Genomic DNA, 23,600 nt, shown 5'->3' on the forward strand with positions numbered 1-23,600 from the left:
GAATGCAGCTTGGCGAAAGTGACGTGCGATGAGTGACTGGACCGTTTTTGCGCCGCTCGCCGGCTGGGTGACGCCGCTGGGTGATGTGCCGGACCCGGTCTTCGCCGAAAAGATGTTGGGCGACGGGCTCGCTATCGATCCGGTGAACGACGCGCTGTGTGCGCCGTGCGATGCGACCGTGCTGACCGTGCACGAGGCGGGGCACGCCGTCACGCTGCGCAGTACCGATGGCTATGAGCTGATCTGCCATATCGGTGTCGACACCGTGTCGCTGGGCGGCAAGGGCCTGACTCCACAGGTGCAGGCGGGCGCGAAGGTGCTCGCGGGTCAGCCGCTGATCCGCTTCGACCTCGACTATCTGGTCCAGAACGCGCCTGCGGTCGTGACCCCGATCATCGTCGCCGATGCCAGCCGCTATGCCGTCGAGCCGATCGCCAAGGGGTTGGTCGCGGTCGGTGATGCGCTGCTCCGCGTCGTGCCGCTGGCGGCCGAGACGGTCGAGACGGCGGCGACCGGTGAGACGCTGATCGAGGAAACCGTGGTGGCGCTCTCGCACGGCCTGCACGCCCGACCCGCCGCGCGGCTGGTTGAGGCGGTGCGCCGTCATGAGGCGAAGGTCACGCTCTATCATGGCGAGCGGCACGCCTCCGCGCTGAGTGCGGTCGGACTGCTCGGACTGGGCCTGGGCCATGGCACGACCGTGCGGATCGAGGCGACCGGGGCACAGGCCGCCGCCGCCATGGCCGAGGTCATCGCCTTCCTGAACGACGCCACGGTCGAGGACACGCCGATCGACGTGCCCGAACCGATGCGGGGCGAGGGGCCGGGCCTGGGTGGCGTTCCGGCCGCGCCGGGCCTTGCGGTCGGGCCGATCCATCGCCTGAGCCGCGCCGCGATCCCTGTCGAGACGGTGGCGGAAACGGTCGAGGCGGAACGCACGAAGCTGATCGATGCGCTCGCCCGTGTGCGTGAAGGACTGGCCCAGGCCGCGACCGCCGGTGGCGCGCGCGGCGGGGTGATGGCGGCCCACGCCGCGATGCTGGCCGACCCGACGCTGGGCGACGCGGCGCTGGCCGCCGTTGATCGCGGCCTCAGCGCGGGCGTCGCATGGCAGGAGGCCATCGCCGAGCAGGTTGCGGTTCTGATCTCCAGCGGCGACCGCCGCATCGCCGAGCGCGCCGACGATCTCCGTGATCTGGAACGCCATGTGCTCGCCGCGCTGGTGGGCATGCCCATCGAGGGGCCGAGCGTGCCGACCGGCGCCATCCTGGTCGCCGAGGATCTACTGCCCAGCCAGGTCGCCGCGCTCGACGCAGGCGTCGTGGCGGGCATCGCCTTGGTCAAGGGCGGGCCGACCTCGCACGCCGCGATCCTGGCGGCGGGTATGGGCCTGCCCATGGCGGTGGCGTTCGGCGAGCCGCTGGCCGCGCTGGAGGATGGCCGGGTGATCGTGCTCGACGCCGATCGCGGCCTGATCGATCCCGAGCCCGATGCGGATACGCAAGCCGAGGCGCGCGACACCATCGCCCGTCGCAAGGCCGAGACCGAGGCCGCCCGTGCCGCCACCGGCCCGTGCCGGACCCTGGACGGCACGCGGATCGAGATGTTCGCCAATCTCGGCTCGGTCGCCGATGCCGAGGCGGCGGTGGCCGAGGGCGCGGAGGGCTGCGGCCTGCTGCGCACCGAATTCCTGTTCCTGGAACGGGAAACCGCGCCGACCCGCGACGAACAGGCCCGCGATTACCAAGCGATCGCCGATGCGCTGGGCAATCGGCCGATGATCGTCCGGCTGCTCGATGTCGGCGGCGACAAGCCCGCACCGTACATGGACCTGCCCGTCGAGGAAAATCCCGCACTGGGCCTGCGCGGTATCCGCGTGTCGCTGGCCGATCCGCAACTGCTGGAGGATCAGGTCGGCGCGATCCTGTCGGTGCGCCAGCCATGCCGGATCATGGCGCCGATGATCGCCAGCCTCTCCGAGCTGGAGGCGGTGCGCGCCGTTGTCGAGCGGCAGGGGGGCAAGGCGGAGGTCGGCGTCATGATCGAAACGCCCGCCGCCGCGATTTCCGCCGATATCCTGGCCACCAAGGCCGACTTCTTCTCGATCGGTACCAACGACCTGACCCAATATACGCTCGCCATGGATCGCGGCAACGCGGCGGTGGCGGCCGGGGTCGACGGCCTGCATCCGGCGGTGCTGCGGCTGATCGGCGCGACCTGTGACGGGGCGGCCAAGCATGACACCCCGGTCGGCGTCTGCGGCTCGCTCGCCGCCGATCGTCTGGCGGTGCCGATCCTGCTGGGCCTGGGCGTCACCGAATTGTCGGTGCCGCCCGCCCGCGTCGCCGCGATCAAGGCGCTGGTCGGCAAGCTCGACATGGCGAAATGCCGCGCCGCCGCGATCCATGCGCTGGCGCTCCCCTCGGCGGCGGCCGTTCGTGCGCGCATCACCAATATGCTTCAGGAGATCGGCGCATGAGCTCGCCCATGGCCTCACTTCAATCGCTCGGCCGGGCGCTGATGCTGCCCATCGCGGTCCTGCCGGTGGCAGGTCTGCTGCTGCGCCTGGGACAGCCCGACCTGCTCGACATCGCCTTCATGGCGAATGCGGGCAATGCGATCTTCGACAATCTGGGCCTGCTCTTCGCGGTCGGCGTCGCCACCGCTTTCGCGCGTGACGGCAACGGTGCGGCGGCACTGGCCGGGGTCACCTGTTACCTCGTCACCATCAAGGGGGCGGAGACGCTGGTCGTGCCGCCTGCGGATATCGCCAAGGGGCTGGCGACGGATATCGCGGCCACCGTCGAGGCGGCGTGGCGCACCAAGTCGGTGCACAAGTTCGACGTGCCGGTGGGGATCGTCGCGGGTCTGATCGGCGGCAGCTTCTATAACCGGTTCGCTACCATCAAGATGCCGGAATATCTGGCCTTTTTCGGTGGTCGTCGCTTCGTGCCGATCATTTCCGGCATCGCCGGGCTGGCGCTGGCGGGCTTGCTGGGCGTAGCGTTCGGGCCGGTCAATGCGGGCATCGACGGGCTGAGCCAGGGCGTGGTGCAGGCGGGTGGCTTGGGACTGTTCGCCTTTGGTGTGCTCAACCGGCTGCTGATCGTGACCGGCCTCCATCACATCCTGAACACCGTCGCCTATTTCGTGGTCGGCGATTTTCATGGCAAGACCGGCGACCTGAACCGCTTCTTTGCGGGCGATCCGAGCGCGGGCGCGTTCATGAGCGGCTTCTTCCCGGTCATGATGTTCGGCCTGCCCGCCGCCTGCCTCGCCATGTACCAAGAGGCATTGCCGGAGCGGAAGAAGGCGGTCGGCGGCATGTTGCTCAGCCTGGCGCTGATGTCGTTCCTGACCGGCGTGACCGAGCCGATCGAGTTCAGTTTCATGTTCCTCGCGCCGGTCCTCTATGCCTTCCACGCGGTTTTGACCGGCCTGTCGGAAGTCATCATGAACGCGCTGGGTGTGCGGCTGGGCTATACCTTCTCCGCCGGGCTGTTCGACTATGGCCTGAATTTCGGCAAGGCGACCAAGCCGCTGCTGCTGATCCCGGTCGGTCTGGTCTATGCGCTGCTCTATTACGGGGTATTCCGCTGGGCCATTCGCCGCTGGAACCTGCAGACGCCGGGTCGCGAAGCCGATGGCGGGATCGAGGACGGGCAGGCCGAAGCGGCCACCGCCGGGGAAGCTGGCGGGCGTGGCGCGTCCTTCGTCGCCGCGATGGGCGGCAGCACCAATCTGACCGAGATCGCCGCCTGCACCACCCGCCTGCGCCTGATCGTCGCCGATCCGGCCAGGGTGGACGAGCCTGCGCTCAAGCGCCTGGGGGCACGCGGTATCCTGCGTCCGTCGCCTAGCGGCGTGCAGGTCGTGCTGGGCCCGGTCGCCGATACGGTCGCGATGGAGATGCGCGCCGCGATCGAGAGCGGACCGATCCCGGCCACGCGTCAGGCCGTCCCCGCGTCCGATGCTCCGGCCACCGTGGCTTCGGTCACGCCGTCCGGTTCGGGAACTGCGGCCTTGCCCGATGCGGTGGTGAAGGCGTTGGGCGGGTCGGCCAACATCGCGGCCGCCAGCCATCATGCGGGGCGCTGGCGCATCGTGCTGGTCGATCCGACCCGCGCCGAGGAGGTGCCGCTCGATCGGGTACGCGCGACGGTTCGCGTTGCGAACGATACGATCCATGTTCTAACAGATTAAATTGGTGTCATTTTGACGTCAGATGTGTTGCTCGTGGGCAATCAAACGATGTAGGCGAAGTGTCACAGTTCGATGGAACACCCCGAGCGCGATAAGGCCGCGATCACGAGGAGGGACAGCTTGCCCACGGAACCCGCGAACAACGCCGATGACAAGCGGCTGTATCGCGCGCCAGCATTGGAAAAAGGCCTCGATATTCTCGAGTTGCTGGCGGCCGAGGAGCATCCGCTGACGATGAGTGCGATCGTCAACCGTCTGGGGCGCTCGACCGGCGAGTTGTTCCGCATGATCCAGGTGCTCGAGCATCGCGGTTACGTCGCGCAGGGCCCGGATGGCTATGAGATGACGCCGCGCCTCTTCCATCTGGGGTTGAAGCGTCCGCCCGTGCGCAGCCTGATGGAGCAGGCGCTTCCCGAGATGCGCAAGCTGGCGGACGACATAGGCCAGTCCTGTTACCTCGCCATTCCCTCGGGTGCGGCATCGTCGGTGATCGCCCGGATGGAGGCGAGCACCGCGGTTGGTTTTTCGGTCCGCGTCGGTTATCGCCGCCCGCTGTGCGAAACGCCGTCAGGCCTGCTGCTTTATGCCTTTCAGAACGAGGCGACGCGGCGGGAATGGGAAACGCTGTTCGATCCGCCGCTGTCCGATGGAGCGCTCCGAGAGTTGCAGGACGAGGCCGATGCTCTGCGCGCACAGGAGTTCGCCCGCGTGGACAGCACCGAACTGCTCGGCATGGTGGAACTGGCGGTGCCCATCATGCGCGGCGATAGGGCCTGCGCGGTCCTGACCGTGCCCTTCATCCGAATCACCGATGCGCTCGTCACTGAGGATGAGGCGCTGGCCCGGTTGCGCCACACCGCGCAGGTCATCTCCGAACAGATGATCGGCAGCGACGCCCGTATCTGATCCCGGCTTGTCCCCGATCGGCTTCGCGGCGATAGAGCCGACGATCCGATTGAACAATTTCGGCGACCCGGATTTTACCGTGCCTGTCGCCGGATCGTCATGCGAGCGATCGGCGGGGCAGGTACAAAGGGGCGATGGGTGCTGCTGAAATATTATAAGGGTTCGCTTCTTTTCACGGCACTCTGCCTTGGCATTGCCGCCTGGTTGGGATTCCAGAGCACCGGCACCTTGCCCGGTACGCTGGGGGTCCTGTGGATCGTCCTGGTTCTCGGCGTGCTGGAAGTGTCGCTGTCCTTCGACAATGCGGTCGTCAACGCGACCGTGCTGCGCGACATGGACGACAAGTGGCGCCACCGCTTCCTGACCTGGGGCATATTGATTGCGGTGTTCGGGATGCGGATCGTCTTTCCGCTCGCGATCGTCGCCATTGCGGCGCATATGGGGCCGATCGAGGCGCTGAAGCTGGCGATCGGCGAGCCCGTTCGCTACGAGCAGATCATCACCTCGGCCCATATCGGCATCTCGGGTTTCGGCGGCAGCTTCCTGGCGATGGTCGGACTGAACTTCTTCCTCGACGACGAGAAGGAGGAGCATTGGCTTCCCTTGATCGAACGCCCGCTGGCCGCGCTGCGCAAGATTTCGGGGCTGGCGACCGGCATCGTGCTGCTGGCGCTCTATGGCATCGCGCAGCTTATTCCGGCCGGGGAGGGGATGACGTTCATCACCGCCGGTATCTTCGGCCTGCTGACCTATATCGCGGTCCATGCCATCGGCGTCGTGCTGGAGGGTGATGGCGATGCGGCGACAGGCGCGGTCGCACGGTCGGGCTTTGCCGCATTCCTGTATCTGGAGGTGCTGGACGCCAGCTTCTCGTTCGACGGGGTGATCGGAGCGTTCGCGCTGTCCAACAATCTGTTCATCATCGCCTTGGGCCTGGGCATCGGCGCGATGTTCGTGCGTTCGATGACGATCATGCTGGTCGATCACGGCACGCTCGCGCAATATCGCTATCTGGAGCACGGCGCCTTCTACGCCATCGTCGCGCTGGCCGCGATCATGCTGCTGTCCGTGCGGTTCCATATTCCCGAGACCATCACTGGGTTGATCGGTGCGACGCTGATCGGTCTGGCCTTCTGGGCGTCGGTGCGCAGCAATCGCAAGTATCCCGAACAGGCCGTGATCGAAGCCGACCCGGTCCACCCGTCGGGCAAGCCGATCGGCGATTGAACCGTTGCGAGGACGTGATGATGGAACTCTTTGGCCCGGCGGAGGATTGGCTGTCCGATAGCTGGGTGAGGGATCGAAACCATGTCCGTGTCCGCCATAGATGCCCTGCGCCAGGAGCGGCCGCCCTCGGGCAAGTCGCTGCTGACCGGCCTGTTCCTCAAGGAACGGGGGCGCGATACCATGACGGCGGAGGATATCGCGGTGCTGGAGGACAGCATCGACGAGGTTCGCTCGATCTCCGCCCGCACCATCGTCATCCGCCGCGACGAGCGTGTCCGCTATAGTAGCCTGCTGCTCGAAGGCGTCATGTGCCGGTACATGGATGACCGGCAGGGCAATCGCCAGATCGTGGCCTTCCATGTGCCGGGCGATTTCGTCGACCTGCACGGCTTTGCGATGCGGCATCTGGACCATGACGTCGCGACGCTGACCCCGGTCCGTGTCGCGCTGGCCGGGCATGACGGGCTGGAGCGGATCGTCGCAGGCTATCCGCGCCTGACCCGGCTTTTGTGGTTCTCGACCCTGCTTGACGCCGCGATGCACCGGGAATGGGTGTTCCGGCTGGGGCGGCTGGAGGCAGACGGCCGTGTCGCGCATTTGTTCTGCGAGCTTCATGCGCGGCTGACCATGGTCGATCTGGTCCGAGACGGCAGGTTCCGTTTCCCGGTGACCCAGATCGATCTGGCCGAGGCGGTGGGGATTACGCCCGTCCACCTCAATCGTGTGCTGCGATCGTTGCGCGAGCGTGGGCTGATGACCTTTCGTAGCGGCGACGTGCATATTCAGGACCTAGAGGCGCTCGCCACGCTGGCCGATTTCGACCCCGGCTATCTCTATGGCGGTGGTCCGACCCTCGACAGGATGAGCCGGTGACCGGCCCCGGCATTCCGTCGCAGGTCCATGGTGATGCCGGGATCGCGACCGCAGAGGAGGGGATCGTGATGCTAGATGGTCCCAATGGCGTGGCGGTGGCTATGACTCCTGCTGCCGCGCGCCGGACGGGAGAGGGGCTAGTCGCCGCCGCGCGCCAGGCGGAGGCGCAGATCGCCAATTCCTGATGCCTCGCAACGCTTTACCCGTTCGATCCGGGCCCTATGATGACGCGTATTTCATGAACGGGAGTGTTTCTTGCGTCATCTGTCCCTCGCCGTCGCGTTGTCGGCCCTCATGAGCGGTTCGGCCATGGCCGCTCCGCCGCAGGCGGCCCAGGCCCCCGCCACCAACCCGCTGCTCAGCCCCTGGACCGGCCCCTATGGCGGGGTGCCACCATGGGACAAGGTCAAGCCCGAACTGTTCCCCACGGCCTTCGCGGCGGCGCTGGCCGAACGTCGCGCCGAATATGAGCGGATTGCCAACAATCCCGCCAAGCCGACCTTCGCCAACACCTTCGTGCCGATGCAGAATGCCGGGCAGACGCTGAACCGCGTAATGACGCTGTTCGGGGTGATGACGGGCAATATGAACACGCCCGCTTATCAGGCACTGGACCGCGAATGGTCGCCCAAGCTGTCCAAGGCGTCGGACGAGATCACCTTCAACCCCAAGCTGTTCGCGCGGATCGAGGCGATCTACAAGGCGCGCGATACGTCCGGCCTGGACGCGCAGCAAAAGCGGCTGGTCACGCGCACCTATGACAGCTTCGTGCGGCAGGGGGCCAAGCTGACCCCGGCGCAGAAGGAGGAACTGTCCGCCTTCAATCAGAATCTGGCGATCAACTTCAGTGAATTTTCGCAGCGGTTGCTCGCCGATGAAGGCACGGCGATCATCGTCACCGACGAGGCCCGGCTGGCGGGCCTGCCCGACAGTGTGAAGGCGGTGGCCAAGGCGGCGGCGGCCGAGCGCGGGCAGCAGGGCTGGGCGATCGTCAACACTCGCTCGGCGGTCGATCCGGTGCTGACCTTCGCCACCGACCGGGCGCTTCGCGAGCAGGTGTGGCGCGCCTTCACCAAGCGCGGCGACAATGGCGACATCAACGACACCAAGGCGACCATCGCCCGCATCGTCCGCCTGCGCGCCAATCGGGCGCATCTGCTGGGCTTCAAGACCCATGCCGACTGGCGGATGCAGGATACGATGGCCAAGACCCCGGCCGCCGCGATGGACCTGATGATGCGCGTCTGGCCCGCCGCCAAGGCGCGCGTCGCCGAGGAAGTCCGCGACATGCAGGCCATTGCGGATAGGGAAGGGGCGAAGATCACCATCGAGCCCTGGGACTATCGCTTCTATCAGGAGAAGGTCCGCAAGAGCCGCTACGACCTCGATCAGGCCGAGCTGAAGCCCTATTTCGAGCTGAACAACATCATCCAGGGTTCGCTCTATGCCGCGAACCGGCTTTACGGGCTGGAGTTCAAGGAAATCACCGGCACGGTCCCGGTGTTCGAGCCGAACATGCGCGTCTGGCATGTGACCCGCAACGGCAAGGAAGTGGGCCTGTTCTACCGCGACGATTTCGCGCGAACCGGCAAGCGTTCGGGCGCCTGGGCGAACACCTATCGCGGCCAGCGCAACCTGCCGCCGGTGCAGAATGTCCTGTCGTCGAACAACAACAACTTCGCCAAGGGTGCGCCCGGCGAGCCGGTGCTCATCAGCCTGGACGATGCCGAGACGCTGTTCCACGAATTCGGCCACGCGATCCACGCGATGCTGCAGAACGTGACCTATCCGGGGCTGGCGGGCACGCCGCGCGACTTCGTGGAATATCCCAGCCAGGTGAACGAGCATTGGCTGCTGACCCGTGACGTGCTCGACAAATATGCCCGTCACTACAAGACCGGCCAGCCCATGCCGCAGGCGCTGCTCGACAAGATCAAGGCGTCGGAGACCTTCAACCAGGGTTTCGCGACGACCGAGTATCTGTCGTCGGCGATCGTCGACATGAAGCTGCACACCGTGCCCGATGGGATCGTCGACCCGGCGGCGTTCGAGGCGGCGACGCTGAAGGAGATCGGGATGCCGAAGGAACTGGTGATGCGGCACCGCCTGCCGCAGTTTAATCACCTCTTCTCGTCGGACAGCTATTCGGCGGGCTATTACAGCTATCTCTGGTCGGAGACGATGGACGCCGACACCTTCGCGGCGTTCGAGGAAGCGGGGAGCCCGTGGGACAAGGCGACGGCGGATCGCTTCGCTAAGATCTTGCTGTCGACCGGCAACGAAACCGACCGCGCGGAGGCCTATCGCGCGTTCCGAGGCCGCGACCCGGATGTGAACGCGCTGCTGGAGCAACGCGGTTTCCCGACGAAGTAAGAAATTCCTCCCCTGCAAGGGGAGGTGGCAGGGCGACGCCCTGACGGAGGGGTGTCCCGATCGGCGAGGGCAAACCAACCTCGCCACCTGCGATACCCCTCCACCATGCTACGCAAGGTCCCTCTCCCACTGTGGGAGAGGAACAGGTTTACAGTGCCTTCAACCGGATCGCCTGACCACCACCGGGGGCCAGCGAGAGGGTGAGGATATCGCCCTTCTTCACCCGCTTGGTCTCGAACGCGATCGAATGCCGCGCGTCGGTCGCATAGGTCGCACCGGGGCCGTCCTTGTAGACCTGCGCCTCGTAAGTCTTGCCCGGATCGAGGAAGTCGAGCGTCGCGGTCAGCTCCCGCGCATTCTCGTCGGTGATCGATCCGATATACCAATCGCGGCTCTTGCGGTCGCGCCGCGCGAAGGTGACGTAATCGCCGACCTCGCCGTTGAGCACCCGGCTATCCTCCCAATCCACCGGCACATCCGCAATGAAGCGGAAGGCTTGCGGATATTTCGCGTAATTCTCGGGCGTGTCGGCCGCCATCTGCACCGGCGAGTAGAGCACCACATAGAGCGCCAATTGCTTGGCGATGGTCGACTGGATCGGGCTATTGTCACTGCCGGTCAGACTGAGCACGCCCGGCGTGAAGTCCATCGGGCCTTCCAGCATCCGGGTGAAAGCCAGGTTGACCTCATGCTCGGGCGGGTTCTTGCCCGGCCAGGCGTTATATTCCATCCCCCGCGAGCCCTCGCGCGCCAGCCAGTTGGGATAGGTCCGGCGCAGGCCCGTGTCCTTGACCGGCTCATGGGAGTCGATCGACACCTTATATTTGGCGGCGGCCTCCAGTACGCGGAGATGGTGGTTCACCATCCACTGGCCCTCATGCCATTCGCGCGACACTGAACCGTCCGCATTCACCCGCTCGATTTGCCCGGCATCGGCGACATAGCCGGTCTTGACGACATGCTCGCCATGATCGGCAGCGAATTTGAAGGCGGGATCGAACTGGCTCTCATAATGGCTGACCGCGCCGCCGGTCTCGTGATGGCCGATCAGCGAAACGCCCTTGGACTTGGCGTACTTCGCCAGCGCGTCGGCGTCGAAATCCTCGGTCGGGGTCGCGAACTGCATCGCCGAGCCATTGCCCGCCCAGTCGCCGTCCCAGCCGATATTCCACCCCTCGACCAGCACGCCGGGGATGCCGTACTTCGCGGCGAAGTCGATATAGGTCTTTACGTTTGCGGTGGTCGCACCGTGGCGAGGGCCGCGCGCCCAGCTCCATTCGCCCTTGATCATCTTCCACCAGACGCCGACGAACTTGCCCGGCTTCACCCAGGACACGTCACCCAGCTTGTTGGGCTCGTTCAGGTTGAGCATCAGGTGGCTCATATAGAGCCCCCCCGCATCGGGGGCGATCAGGAAGGTGCGCCACGGCGTCGTCCAGGCACCCGTCTTCACCACCTTGGGCGCGCCCGAGCCGGGGGTGAGGACCGCCTTGAAGCTGTTCCCCTCGGTCTTCATCACCGCCATGCTGGCATAGTCGACCAGAGCCGCTTCATGGATGGCGATGTGCGTGCCGTCGTCCAGCTTCATGGTGATCGGCGTTGCCGCCGTGCCGACCGCGTTGATCGGGGTGCGGTCGTAGAGATATTCCTCGCGGTTCCACAGGAAGGCGGGCTTCCACCAGGCGGTCCCGTTTTGCGCGATGTTGAACTCGGTCAGCTCCTCGGCGATGTTTCCATGGGGCATCGCCTGCTGCTCGGGAAATTCGTAGCGGAAGCCGACGCCGTCGTCCTGCACCCGGAACACCACGTCATAGCGGCGGTGGAGTGCGCTCGACTCCATCAGGCGGACGCGCATCTCGCGGTGATTGTCGCGGATCGTGCGCCACTCGCCCCAGGGCTGGGTCCAGCTGGTGTCGGACTTGGCGTGCGACACGGCTTCGATCTTCATGCCGCGCTCGATCTTGGGCGCGTCGGTGAACATCATGCCCAGCCGCGAGGGCGCAACGATCGCCTTACCGTTGCGGGCGATCATATAGACCGCGCGGCCGTCATTGTCGGTCGACACCTGCACGGTGATCTGGCCGTCGGGTGAGGTTTCGATCGCATCGGGCTGCCCGGCGGGCTTGGCAAATTTGAACGTCTCGTTGACCGCCGGATCGGCGGGGCCGTTCTGGGCCGAGGCGGCGCTGGCGATCAGCCCCAGCCCGATGGCGATGGTGGTCTTCATACAGTCATCTCCCGGATCGCCGCCCCGAACGCGCCCAGGCGTTCGTCGGTGGCGCTATTGATTTGGACCAGCACCCGCCCACCGCGTGGAAGGTTAGAGGGCAATGCGATGGGCATGTCGCCCAGATTGAACAGGCAGAGCAGGCGCTGGTCGCCCTCGCGACGCTCGAATGCGAGCAGCTGGTCGTCGGCATGGAGCAGCGTCAGGTCGCCGACCGCCAGCGCGGGCGTTTCGGCACGCAGCCGCACCAGGCGACGGGTGAGGTTCAGCAGCGAGTCCGGGTCGCCGTCCTGCCGATTGACTGCCAGCGCCGCGTGATCCGGGCCGGTCGGCAGCCAAGGCTCGGCATCCGAAAAGCCGCCGTTGATCGCGTTGCTGCTCCACGGCATCGGCGTCCGCACCCCGTCGCGCGACAGGGTCAGTGGCCAATTGGCAATGGCCTCGGGGTCGACCAGTCGCTCGAAGGGGACATCGACCTGGGTCAGTCCCAGTTCCTCGCCCTGATAGACAAAGGCATTGCCGCGAAGCGACAGCAGCAACAGCATCTTCATCCGCGCAAAGGCGTCGCGATGCTCGGGGCTAGCCCAGCGCGATACGGCGCGTGGCGCGTCATGGTTCTCGAACGCCCAGCTTGGCCAGCCGATGCCCGGCTCGGCGGGCCATTTCGCGACCGCCTCGGCGACGATGCGCGGGGTCAGCCGGTCGGCATAAAGGAAGTCGAAGCCGTAAGCCGTATTCAGCCGATGGTCCCCGGCGGTGAACAGCTTCATCTCGCGATCCGCCTCATCGCCGCCGACTTCCGCCACGGTGAAGCGGTCGCCATACTCGTCCAGCGTGGCGCGGATACGCTCTAGGAACGGCACGATATCGGCGTGGCTCTGGTTATAGAGCTTCAACTGGAAGTCGAACGGCCGGGTGCGCGTCTTGCCGTTATCCGGCGCGGGCGGGTTATCGCGCATGGTCGGCTCATGCATCATGAAGTTGATCGCATCGAGGCGGAAGCCGTCCACCCCCCGGTCCAGCCAGAAGCGCGCGGTCGCCAGCAATTCGGCCTGCACGTCCGGGTGGTGGACGTGAAGCTGCGGCTGTTCCTTCAGGAAATTGTGCAGATAATATTGCCCGCGTCGTGCATCCCAGGTCCAGGCGGGGCCGCCGAACACCGACTGCCAGTTGGACGGCGGCGAACCGTCGGGCTTGGCATCGGCCCAGACATACCAGTCGGCACGGGCGTTGGTGCGGCTCGACCGGCTCTCGGTGAACCAGGGGTGTTCGTCCGAGGTATGGCTGTACACCTGATCGATGACGACCTTCAGTCCCAGTTCGTGCGCCCGCGCGACCAGCGCATCGAAGTCCTTCAGCGTGCCGAAGATCGGATCGACATCGCGGTAATCCGCCACGTCATAGCCGAAATCCTTCATCGGCGAGGTGAAGAAGGGCGACAGCCAGATGGCATCCACGCCCAAGCTGGCGACATGGTCCAGCCGCGCCGTGATGCCGGGCAGGTCGCCGATGCCGTCGCCATTGCTGTCGGCAAAACTGCGCGGGTAGATTTGATAGATCACCGCGCCCTTCCACCAGGGGCGCGGGGGATTGGGGTAAGTCTCGGTCATCAACGGCTCTCCGCCGCGCAGACGGCATAACCGAAGGCGGGCAATTCCAACATCAGGCTCCCCGGCGCGGCGGCGGTCGGGGCACAGGTGCCGGCCATGGTCGCGAAACGTTGCGACGCCGTTTCAACCTGTACGGCCTGAGCAAGAGGCTTGGCCGAGGTGTTGAAGGCAATCACATATTCGCGGCCCGTGGCGGGATCGAAGCGCGAGACGGCGAACAGTCCCGGCGCATCGCCACGTGCCCGGATCACCTGTCGCCCTCGCGTGAGCGCAGGATTAGCGGTGCGCAAGCGGGCGAGTGTCGCGATCTCGCGGTAGAGCGGATGGGAGGGCATGAAGCTGTCGGTCGCGGTCGTCTTGGAGGTGCCGACCAGCTTGTTGTCGTTGTAGCTCGCGACCTTGCTGGCAAACATGTCCTCGCGCGCGTCCTGGTCGTTGCCGTCACCCGCAAAACCCTGTTCATCGCCCGAATAGATGGTCGGCACACCTCGCAGCGTCAGCAGCATCGCATGGCCGAGTTCGACCCGCTTCAGGATTTCCTCGTCCGAGGCATTCGGGTTGGCTTCACGCACATCACGGGCAAAGCGGCCATGATCGTGATTGCCGAGAAAGGTCGGCAATATGTCCGCCGTCGCCTCGCCCTTGGCATAGAGCACATCGCCCTCGAACAGGTTGGATAGCACACGCGTCGGCTTATTCTCGGCGACGGTCTGGATCACCGCGTTCATGAACGCGAAGTCGAGGACCGCCGGATAGTCTGCAATCTTGGTCCAGCGTGCGAGGTAGCCGGGGTCCATCCCCGCCGTCACTTCGCCGAAGATATGGAAGTTCGGGATACCCTTGGCTTTCGCGCGGTCCAGCATGGCGGGGACAAAGCTGCGCCAGAACGCCGGGTTCACATGCTTGGCGGTGTCGATGCGATAGCCATCGATGCCGAAGCGGTCGATCCAGCTGCCATAAATGTCGATCATGCCCGCAATGACGCGCGGATTTTCGGTGTAGAGATCGTCCAGTCCCGAGAAGTCGCCCATGGTCGAGCTTTCATCCTCGAAGCTCGTATTGCCGCGATTGTGATAATAGATCGGGTCGTTGAGCCAGGCCGGGGTCTTGGCGTTCTTCTCGCTTGCTGGGACGTAAGGGGTGTAGGCGTAATTCGGGTCGGTCAGCTTCGCGAAGTTCGCCGCCGTCTGCACATCGTCGCCCAGAAAACCCGGATTGATCGCCGTGCCCTTCACGCCGCCGCGCCGCTGATAGGGATAGGTCGCGCGGTCGCGATACGGGCAGGGCAAGCCTTCGGCGCATTCGCGATACTGGATCACGTCCGCCGTATGGTTGACGATGATGTCCATATAGACCTTCATCCTCCGGCCATGCGCCGCAGCAATGAAGGCGCGCAGATCGGCCTCGCTGCCCAGATGCGGATCGACCGTGGTGAAATCGGTGATCCAATAGCCGTGATAGCCCGCGCTCTCCTGCCCCTTGGCGCCCTGCACCGCCTTGTTCTTGAAGATCGGCCCCAGCCAGATCGCAGTCGCGCCCAGCCCCTGGATATAGTCGAGCCGCTTGGTCAGCCCCTTCAGGTCGCCGCCATGGTAGAAGCCCTTATGCGTCGGGTCGAAGCCGGTGGTCAGCGGCCCGCCCTTCAGGCCGCCGCGATCATTGGCGGTGTCGCCATTATCGAACCGGTCGGGCAGGACGAAATAGATCACTTCGTCCTGCGGCAGGCGCTGGCGGTAATCCTGTGCGGCGAGCGGCGTAGCGGTCGCGAGGAGCGCGAGCAGCAGCTTTTTCATGCGAAAACCTTTGGGGCAGGAGCGGCGCAATGCGCGGCGAGGAAGGCGTCGTGCGTCGGCAACCGGGCGGCCACCTGCGCGGCATGACGCCGGGTGAGGTTGAGGAAATCGTCGAGCTCATGCGCCGTCAGCGTATCGGCCAGCGCATGATGGCCGGTGGGAATGATGCCCTGTCCGATCATCACCTGGACCCAGGCGGGTTCGGCGAACAGCTCCTCGCCCTCACGACGGAATCGGCCGTTCGCACGGAACAGCGCGATCCGGGCAGCGAGGCTATCGGGCAAGGGCACCGCCCGCCGCTCGGTCCAGAAGGGCTCGGTCCGCGCATTGGCGTGGTAATGCAGGATCAGGAAGTCGCGGATCGCCAGCCACTCGGCGGCGGTCTCGGCGTTATAGGCGTCGATCTCGACCGGCTGGAGCGTCGAGCCCGGCCAATATTCGAGCAGTCGCGCGATGCCCGACTGGATCAGGTGGATGCTGGTCGACTCCAGTGGCTCCAGAAATCCCGCCGCCAGCCCGAGCGCAACGCAATTGCCGACCCAGGCGCGGCAGCGGCGTCCGGTGGTGAAGCGCAAACGGCGCGGCTCGCCCATGGCCTCGCCGTTCAGCGCGGTCAGCAGGCGATCAGTGGCCTCGTCGTCCGAAAGATGGAGGCTGTCATAGACCAGGCCATTGCCGGTGCGATGCTGAAGCGGAATGCGCCAGCGCCAGCCCGCACCATGCGCGATCGCGCGGGTATAGGGGGGCAGGGGGGCGGCACGCTCGCCCGCCACCGCCAGCGCGCGGTCACAGGGCAGCAACTCCGACCAGTCGTCGAACGGCTCGGCCAGCGTCTCGCCGATCAGCAGAGCGCGGAAACCCGTGCAGTCGATGAACAGGTCACCCGCATGGGCGTCTCCGCCGTCGAGCACGACATGGTCGATCCGCCCGCCCCTATCGCGCGCGACCGAGGCGATGCGCCCTTCGACCCGCACCACGCCCGCCGTTTCGGCATGGCGGCGGAGCAACGCGGCATAGAGGCTGGCGTCGAAATGATAGGCCCAGGCCAGACCGCTCGGCAGGTCGGGGCGGCCGGGATCGGGGGCGAAGCGGCCCGCCATCGCGGCTTGTGCGCTTGGGCTATGGCCCCAGAGCGAGGCCGGGTTCGCCGCCCCGCCGCCGCGCAGCCAGTAATGGTGAAACGGCACCAGCCCCAGCGCGCGACCGATGCTGCCAAAGGCGTGGAGATAGCCGCTGCCTTCACTCGACCATCCCTCGAACCGGATACCCAGCTTGAAGCTGCCGTTCGTCGCGCGGAGAAACTCGGCCTCGTCCAGGCCCAGAATCTGGTTGAACAGGCGGATGCCGGGGATGGTCGCCTCGCCTACGCCAACCGTACCAATGGCGTCGGATTCGATCAGGGTGATGCGGTGGTCGGCGGGCAGGAACCGCGCCAGCGCCGCCGCCGCCATCCATCCGGCGGTGCCGCTGCCGACGATCACGACCCGTCGGGCGATACGGTCTGCGGAAGGGGCGGCGTCCATGCGGCGTCTCACAACTTCCCCGCGCCGGTGGTGGGCTCACCGGCGCGGGGGTAGGGGATCATCAGAAGCGATAGGTAAACCCGGCCAGGAACCGGCGGCCATAGCTTTGATAATCGATCACCTCGTCGCGGCGACCGCCATTGACGGTGACGAAGGGGGTGTCGGTCAGGTTCTGGCCCTGCACGAACAGCGACAGGCCCTTCAGCGACCCGTCCTGGAAGTCATAGCCGATCTGGCCGTCGACGATCGTCTCGTCGATGGCGCGGCGGCGGACGCGGTTGGCGCCGAAGCCCGACAGCTCACCCACGAAGGTCGAACGATACCGGACCGAGCCGCGGATGTTGAAGCCCCACTTCTCGAAATAGGCGGTGCCGTTGGCCACCCAGCGCGAATAGCCGGGGATGTCCTCGGCATTGCCGCCGGGCGTCGGGGTGATCTCGGTCTTGGTGTACGAACCACCACCCGTCAGGCCGAAGCCGTCGAGGAAGCCGACCAGTTGCCCGAGCGGCAGGGTGCCCGCCAGCTCGGCACCATAGATCTTGCCGCCGGTGCCGTTGATCGGCCGGGTGATGCGTCCGAAGGTCGGGATGCCCGCGGGCAGCGCGGCGGGAAGCGGCAGGCCGGTATAGTCGTAAGGCTGCTCAAGATTGTAAACGAAGCTCTTAAGATCCTTGTAGAAGCCCTGCGCCGCCAGATAGCCCTTGGTCCCGAAATATTTCTCGATCGTCGCGTCGAACGAATTGGCGCGGATCGGGCGGAGATACGGGTTGCCGCCATTGCCCGAGATCAGGCCCTGCTGGGCATCGAAGCCATAGGACAGGGCGACACGCATGTCGTCGAAGCGCGGGCGCATCATCTGGCGCGCGGCGGCCAGGCGGAACACCCAGTCGCTGGGCAGGCGCAGCGACAGGTTGGCGCTGGGCAGGATATCCCAGTAATCGTCGCCCTGGGTGATGTTGGTATAGCCGGTGCCGTTATAGACCAAGCCACGCGACTTCTGTTCGGTGCCGACCGCCTGCACGCCGATATTGCCGGTCAGCTCGGCCGCGCCCAGCTGCGCCTTCAGGTCCGCCTGGACATAGGCGGTCATCAGATGCTCGGTGGTGCGATACGCCTTGGCGGGGATGTCCGGGCTGGTGTTCGGCGTCAGCACGAGGACCCCGCCCGCCAGCAGCGCGCGCGGATCATAGCTGAGCATCGGCCCCAGACCCAGATAGGTCAGGTCGGTCGGCGTCTGGCGATATTGCTGCGGCACCGGCGCGATGGTGGCCGTGCCGGGCAGCGTCACGAAGGACTCGTTGGGTGCCAGCGATTTGGCATGATCGGTATAGTTCAGGCCGAAGCGTAGCGCGCTGACGATCGGGGTCTCGACTTCGCGTTCGATCTCGATGCGATACTGCTTGATCTCATCGGTGACCTTGCGGTCGTTATAATAGCCGGTCTGGCGCGTGGAGCCGCCCCAGCCCAGCGGATCGGTCAGCTGGATCAGGTTGGGGTCGGAATAGTTCAGCGTCGGCTTGAACACGGTGCCGGTCCGGCCGGTGGTGAAGCCCAGCGTGTCGGTCGCGCCGACACCCTGGCCGTAACCGGTGCCGCTATAGGTCTCCAGCGTCACTTCATCGCGGTCGGTGCGCGAATAGCTGAGGTCGATGAACGCGCTCCAGCCGTCATCGCCCTTGTACTTGCCATTATAGCCGAACGAATAGAGCTTGGCCTTGCGCTGGAACGAGTCGTTGCGGACGACGCCTTCGACCTTGTTGAAGGTGCCCGAGGTGACCAGTCCGTTATTGACGACGGCATTGGTCAGCGACGTGCCCGACCCCCATTGCAGCGGCAGTTCGATACCGCGCTTGATCTGGTCGTCGTTGAAGTCGGAATAGAAGCCGTCCAGCGTGCTGGTGAAGGTGTCGCTCATCCGCCACTGCACTGTGCCCGAAAGGCCCAGCCGCTTCAGCGTGGTCGAGGTGACATAGGACTTGGAGCCGCCGATGACGTCCACCGGCTGGCCGCCGACGGTGGTCTGGGCATAGCCCCAGGCATTGCCTTCCTGAATCTGGTATGGTTCGTTCAGATAGCTGGCCGATAGTGCGACGCCGATCGTGTCATCGGCGAACTGGTCGACATAGGTCGCGGTGGCGCGATAGCCGAAGTCCTTTGACCCCGCATTCAGCTTGCCGATATCGGCATAGGTGCCGCGCGCGCCGACCGAGATCACGCGCTTGCCGTAATCGAGCGGGCGGATCGTCTTCAGGTCGACCGTGCCCGACAGGCCCTGGCCGATCAGCCCGGCATTGGCGGTCTTGTAGATCAGGACCTGGTTCACGACCTCGGCCGGATACTGGTCATACTCGACCGCGCGATTGTCGCCGGTCGAGGTCTGCTCGCGCCCGTTCAGCAGCGTGGTCGAGAAGTCCGGAGCAAAGCCGCGGATCGAGATGGCGTTGGAGCGGCCGTTCACCCGCTGCGACGTGACGCCGGGCAGGCGGGCGATGGACTCGGCGATCGAGGCGTCGGGCAGCTTGCCGATATCCTCGGCCGAGACGGACTCGACGACCAGATCGCGGTTCTTCTTCTCGGCGACGGCGTTTTCCAGCGCGGCGCGGAAGCCGGTGACGACGATTTCACCGGGTTCTGCATCGGTCTGTGCCTGCTGCGCGGCGGCGTCGGTGCTGTTGGTGGTGGGCGCGGGCACGATCGTCGTGGTCTGCGCGAAGACCGGCGCGGCGACGACCATGGCCAGCGTGCTGACCCCGAGCTTCAGGAACGAGCGCGCGGCATCGGCCGGCGCCACAGGGCGAACCGTCATGAAATCCCCTCCAAGAAATCCCGTTTTCTTGATCGACCAACGGGTATGGTTGTTGACGCCTCTGTGAAATCGTTCGCGTCGAAAAGGAATAATGCCGCATACGTATTCAATGCGGCCGTTTCGGCCTGTTGCATTATTACGACAGGGCTCGCGCTTAACCCGGATCACGAAAGTCGGTATGCGGGGAGGAGAGGAGGAAGCGCACGTCTTGGCCGGTCCGCGTAAGCCCACATCGTTCGACATCGCGCAAATGGCGGGCGTGTCCCAGCCGACGGTCAGCCGTGCGCTGCGCGGCAGCCCCTCGGTCAGCGCCGCCACCCGCGCGCGGATCGAGGCGATCGCCAAGACGCTGAACTATACGGTCGACCGGGCCGCCTCGAACCTGCGCAGCGGGCAGACGCGGACGCTGGCGCTGCTGCTGTTCCGCGATCCCTCGCCAGGCCGCACGCTAATCAATCCCTTTTTTCTCGGTATGTTAGGCTCCATCATGGAGAGCTGCGCCGAAGTCGGGTACGACCTTCTGGTCTCGTTCCAGAACCCAACCAGCAACTGGCAGGCGGATTATGAGGACAGTCACCGCGCCGATGGGCTGATCCTGCTCGGCTATGGCGATTATGCCGCCTATCGCGAACAGCTGGAGACGCTGGTCGCGCGCGGCACCCATTTCGTCCGCTGGGGTTCGGTGGCACCCGGGCAGCCGGGTTTGACCATCGGCTGCGACAATCATGCGGGCGCGCTGGCCGCCACCCGCCATCTGGTGGCGCAGGGGCGCAAGCGGATCGCGTTCCTGGGCGATGCGACCGACCATTATCCCGAATTCCATGACCGCTATCGCGGCTATTGCGATGCGCTGGCGGAAGCGGGGCTGGTTTGCGACCCGGCGCTACAGGTCGGCGCGATATCCAGTGAGGAAGAGGGCGAGCGCGCCGCGCGCGAATTGCTGGCACGGGGCAAGGCGTTCGACGGCATCATGGCGGCGAGCGACCTGATCGCCCTGGCCGCAATGCGCGTGCTGGCCGGGGCGGGTTTGCGCGTGCCCGCCGACATCTCGCTGGTCGGCTTCGACGATATTCCTGCGGCCAGCTTTGCGCATCCGCCGCTGACGACCGTGGTGCAGGATGCCGCCGCCGCCGGGCGGCTGCTGGTCCGCGCGCTGCTGGCCGAAATTGCCGGCAAGCCGCCGACGCCGACGCTGCTGCCCGCCACCCTGGTCGTGCGCGGGTCGAGCATAAGACCATAAATTATAATGATAACAGAATTTTGGGAGGGGTTATGGAGAAGCCGCGTCAGGGCTTTTGGGGGTTGTGGAACACCTCGTTCGGCTTTTTCGGCATCCAGATCGGCTTTGCCCTGCAAAACGCCAATGTCAGCCGCATCTTCCAGTCGCTGGGCACCGCCGAAAAGGACCTCGCCTTTCTGTGGATCGCAGCACCGCTGACCGGGCTGCTGGTCCAGCCGGTGATCGGGCACTACAGCGACCGGACCTGGGGCCGGTTCGGGCGGCGGCGGCCTTACTTCCTAGCCGGAGCCGTGCTGGCGACGCTGGCGCTGGTTGGGATGCCCAATGCGGGCGGGCTGATCGGGGCGGCCCTGCTGCTCTGGCTGCTCGACGCGTCGCTCAACATATCCATGGAGCCGTTCCGCGCCTTTGTCGGCGACATGCTGCCCAGCCGCCAGCGGACGGCGGGTTATGCCTTCCAGACGGGCTTTATCGGCGCAGGCGCGGTCCTGGGGTCGCTGGCGCCGATGGTGCTGACCGATGTCTTCCATGTCGCCAATGTCGCCGGGCCGGGAGAGGTGCCGCCATCGGTACGCTACGGCTTCTATATCGGGGCCGCCGCGCTATTCACGGCGGTGCTCTGGACGGTCCTGACGACCCGCGAATATTCGCCCGAGCAACTCGCCCGCTTTGCCGAAAGCGATGAGCGACAGGCCGGGCACAGCGATGCCGTACCGGCCAGCGGCATCCGTACGGCGCCCTTGTGGATCGTTGCGGGCCTCCTGATCGTCGCGGCGGTCAAATGGTTCGCCCTCGACAAGCCGGTCTATCTGCTCGGCGGCGGGGTGAGCGCCTTTGGGCTGGCCCAGATCGTCAGCGCCATGCTGGTGCGGGCGGGTAAGGGACAGAATGCGCTCAGCCAGATCCTGGCCGACCTTTCGGCCATGCCGTCCACGATGAAGCGGCTGGCGCTGGTCCAGTTCTTCACCTGGTCGGCCCTGTTCATCATGTGGATCTACACCACGCCGATCGTCGCCGAGCGGGTCTTCCACACCACCGACGCCAACAGCGCGGCGTTCAACGCCGGAGCGAACTGGGTCGGCGTCCTGTTCGCGGTCTATAGCGGGGTCGCGACGCTCTGGGCGTTCGCGCTGCCGCCGTTGGCGCGCGCGATCGGGCGGCGGAATACCCATGTTCTGGGCTTGCTGTGCGGGGCGGCGGGCTTTGCGTCGTTCCTGGTTATCCGCGACGCGTGGGTGCTGATGGGCGCGATGGTGCTGGTCGGCATCGCCTGGGCCTCGATCCTGACCATGCCCTACGCGATACTGTCGGCGGCGCTACCGGCAGAAAAGCTGGGCATCTACATGGGCTTGTTCAACATCTTCATCGTGCTGCCGCAGCTGATCGTGTCGTCGATCATGGGGGCGGTGGTGGTTCACTTCTTTCCGCACGACATCGTTTGGACGATGGCCATCGCGGCGGGCGTGATGGGCTTGGCGGCGCTGGCGATGCTGCGGGTCGCTCGGGATGCCTAGGAACGCGGCAGCGTGATCGTCGCCGCCAGCCCGCCTTCGGGCCGGTTGGCCAGCACGATATCGCCCCCCGCCTCGCGCACGATCGAACGGGCGAGCGCCAGGCCCAGACCGATCCCGCCCGTCTCGCGATTGCGTGAGGTTTCCAGGCGGGTGAAGGGATCGAACACCGTCTCCAGCTGATCGGGGGCGATGCCGGGACCGTCATCGGCCACCACGATCGCCACCCGGTCGGCGCGCGCATCGATGCGGACATCGGCCGACTGGCCATATTTGACCGCATTCTCGATCAGGTTGCGCACCGCGCGCCGCATCAGCGTAGGGCGTAGCTTCAGCCGCAGCCGCCCGCCTTCCTCGAAGGTCACGTCCTGGCCCAGATCATGGAAGTCGGCGACGACCGCATCGACCAGCGCGCTCAGGTCGACATCGGTCTCCATCTCGCTGGGCCGTCCCATCCGCGCGAGCGAGAGGATGTCCTCCAGCGTCTTGTTCATCTCGGCGATGGTATCGGCCATGCGCAGCCGATCCTGCTCGTCCTCGACCGACTCGATACGGACACGCAGGGCGGCAAGCGGGGTGCGCAGGTCGTGGCCGATCGCGCCCAGCATCCGGTCCTTCTCGTCCAGCATCGCTCCGATCCTGAGGCGCAGCGCATTGAAAGCGGCGATCAGGCCGGACACGTCGAGCGGCCCCTGTTCGGGGATCGGCTCGCCCCGTTCGCGCGGGTCGAAGCGCTCGGCCGCCCGGGTCAGGTCACGCAACGGGCGGGAGATACGGCGCCCGATCCACAGCACCGGCAATAGGATGATGCCGTAGAGGATCAGCGTCTGGGTAATCAGTCGCCAGACGATGAACAGTCCGTCATGCGGCCAGCCCGACCGGGTCACGAACCAACCCATTTTGGGCGTCTCGATCGCGATCAGCAATTCGTCGACCGGATGGCGGTTGCGGTCGAACCGGCGGCGCGGCCAGTCGAATTCGGCGGTGTTGAAGGGGCGGATGCCCGTCACGACTTGCAGGACGGGATGGCCCAGCTCCTTCATCCCCTCGCGCACCACGGTTTCGACTGCGGCCACGCGGGGGAGACCGGGCTTGACCGGGTTGGACGGGACGCGCCGCACCCGCCCGCGATCCGCCCCGGGGCCGCGCCCCATGGCGCTTCGCTCGACCGCGTCGTTCAGCCGGGCGACGGCGGGGCCCGTCACCTGTTCGAGGATCAACGAGCGCCGCTCACTGAGCAGCAGCGTGAAGCTGATCGCCTGCGCGAGGAACAGGGCGATGGCGATCAGCAGCGCCATTTGGGCCGCG

15 protein-coding genes are annotated in these 23,600 nt (G+C 65.9%); 9 read left to right on the plus strand and 6 right to left on the minus strand.

Features of this window, described 5'->3' with window-relative positions:
- The first annotated feature begins 28 nt into the window (after positions 1-28).
- From ptsP to SB4_RS02600, 7 genes are all read left to right on the plus strand, one after another.
- On the plus strand, positions 29-2,479 hold the full coding sequence (ptsP, locus tag SB4_RS02570) for a phosphoenolpyruvate--protein phosphotransferase (protein ID WP_058751298.1): 2,451 nt from the start codon (positions 29-31) through the stop codon (positions 2,477-2,479).
- Positions 2,476-4,203 (plus strand): N-acetylglucosamine-specific PTS transporter subunit IIBC, encoded by a 1,728-nt coding sequence (nagE, locus tag SB4_RS02575; protein WP_193753719.1) that lies wholly within the window; start codon positions 2,476-2,478, stop codon positions 4,201-4,203. The genes ptsP and nagE overlap by 4 nt, the downstream gene beginning before the upstream one ends.
- 120 nt (positions 4,204-4,323) lie before the next feature.
- The gene (locus tag SB4_RS02580) at positions 4,324-5,109 is read left to right on the plus strand and encodes an IclR family transcriptional regulator (RefSeq protein ID WP_058733428.1); all 786 of its coding nucleotides are present in this window, start codon (positions 4,324-4,326) and stop codon (positions 5,107-5,109) included.
- Between the two features lie 141 nt (positions 5,110-5,250).
- Positions 5,251-6,336 carry a DUF475 domain-containing protein gene (locus SB4_RS02585; protein ID WP_241488456.1) on the plus strand — a complete coding sequence of 362 codons (1,086 nt, stop codon included), beginning with the start codon at positions 5,251-5,253 and terminating at the stop codon, positions 6,334-6,336.
- 81 nt (positions 6,337-6,417) lie between these two features.
- A complete protein-coding gene (locus SB4_RS02590; protein ID WP_082669915.1) occupies positions 6,418-7,209 on the plus strand; it encodes a Crp/Fnr family transcriptional regulator in 792 nt (263 codons plus the stop codon).
- The gene (locus SB4_RS02595; protein ID WP_058751300.1) at positions 7,206-7,394 is read left to right on the plus strand and encodes a hypothetical protein; all 189 of its coding nucleotides are present in this window, start codon (positions 7,206-7,208) and stop codon (positions 7,392-7,394) included. Before SB4_RS02590 ends, SB4_RS02595 begins: the two co-directional genes overlap by 4 nt.
- A gap of 70 nt (positions 7,395-7,464) precedes the next feature.
- A complete protein-coding gene (locus SB4_RS02600; protein ID WP_058751301.1) occupies positions 7,465-9,582 on the plus strand; it encodes a M3 family metallopeptidase in 2,118 nt (705 codons plus the stop codon).
- A 148-nt stretch (positions 9,583-9,730) separates the two neighbouring features.
- On the opposite strand, the gene SB4_RS02605 is transcribed toward SB4_RS02600, so the two are convergent.
- From SB4_RS02605 to SB4_RS02625, 5 genes are all read right to left on the minus strand, one after another.
- Positions 9,731-11,809, minus strand: a complete 2,079-nt coding sequence (locus tag SB4_RS02605) for a glycoside hydrolase family 97 protein (protein ID WP_058751302.1) — start codon at positions 11,807-11,809, stop codon at positions 9,731-9,733.
- Positions 11,806-13,419 carry an alpha-glucosidase gene (locus SB4_RS02610; protein ID WP_058751303.1) on the minus strand — a complete coding sequence of 538 codons (1,614 nt, stop codon included), beginning with the start codon at positions 13,417-13,419 and terminating at the stop codon, positions 11,806-11,808. The genes SB4_RS02605 and SB4_RS02610 overlap by 4 nt, the downstream gene beginning before the upstream one ends.
- Positions 13,419-15,212 carry an alpha-amylase family glycosyl hydrolase gene (locus SB4_RS02615; protein ID WP_058751304.1) on the minus strand — a complete coding sequence of 598 codons (1,794 nt, stop codon included), beginning with the start codon at positions 15,210-15,212 and terminating at the stop codon, positions 13,419-13,421. The genes SB4_RS02610 and SB4_RS02615 overlap by 1 nt, the downstream gene beginning before the upstream one ends.
- The gene (locus tag SB4_RS02620) at positions 15,209-16,735 is read right to left on the minus strand and encodes a tryptophan halogenase family protein (protein ID WP_058751305.1); all 1,527 of its coding nucleotides are present in this window, start codon (positions 16,733-16,735) and stop codon (positions 15,209-15,211) included. The genes SB4_RS02615 and SB4_RS02620 overlap by 4 nt, the downstream gene beginning before the upstream one ends.
- Positions 16,736-16,796: 61 nt before the next feature.
- Positions 16,797-19,541 carry a TonB-dependent receptor gene (locus SB4_RS02625; RefSeq protein WP_153006026.1) on the minus strand — a complete coding sequence of 915 codons (2,745 nt, stop codon included), beginning with the start codon at positions 19,539-19,541 and terminating at the stop codon, positions 16,797-16,799.
- Positions 19,542-19,749: 208 nt separating this feature from the next.
- On the opposite strand from SB4_RS02625, the gene SB4_RS02630 reads away from it, so the two are divergent.
- Positions 19,750-20,781 carry a LacI family DNA-binding transcriptional regulator gene (locus SB4_RS02630; protein ID WP_153006027.1) on the plus strand — a complete coding sequence of 344 codons (1,032 nt, stop codon included), beginning with the start codon at positions 19,750-19,752 and terminating at the stop codon, positions 20,779-20,781.
- A gap of 32 nt (positions 20,782-20,813) precedes the next feature.
- Positions 20,814-22,295 (plus strand): MFS transporter, encoded by a 1,482-nt coding sequence (locus SB4_RS02635; protein WP_058751307.1) that lies wholly within the window; start codon positions 20,814-20,816, stop codon positions 22,293-22,295.
- On the opposite strand, the gene SB4_RS02640 is transcribed toward SB4_RS02635, so the two are convergent.
- A complete protein-coding gene (locus tag SB4_RS02640; protein ID WP_082669918.1) occupies positions 22,292-23,590 on the minus strand; it encodes a sensor histidine kinase in 1,299 nt (432 codons plus the stop codon). The genes SB4_RS02635 and SB4_RS02640 overlap by 4 nt on opposite strands.
- Positions 23,591-23,600: the final 10 nt, after the last annotated feature.

The sequence above is a fragment of the Sphingomonas sanguinis genome (assembly GCF_001476905.1).
In the GTDB taxonomy this organism is placed as follows: Bacteria; Pseudomonadota; Alphaproteobacteria; order Sphingomonadales; family Sphingomonadaceae; genus Sphingomonas; species Sphingomonas sanguinis_B.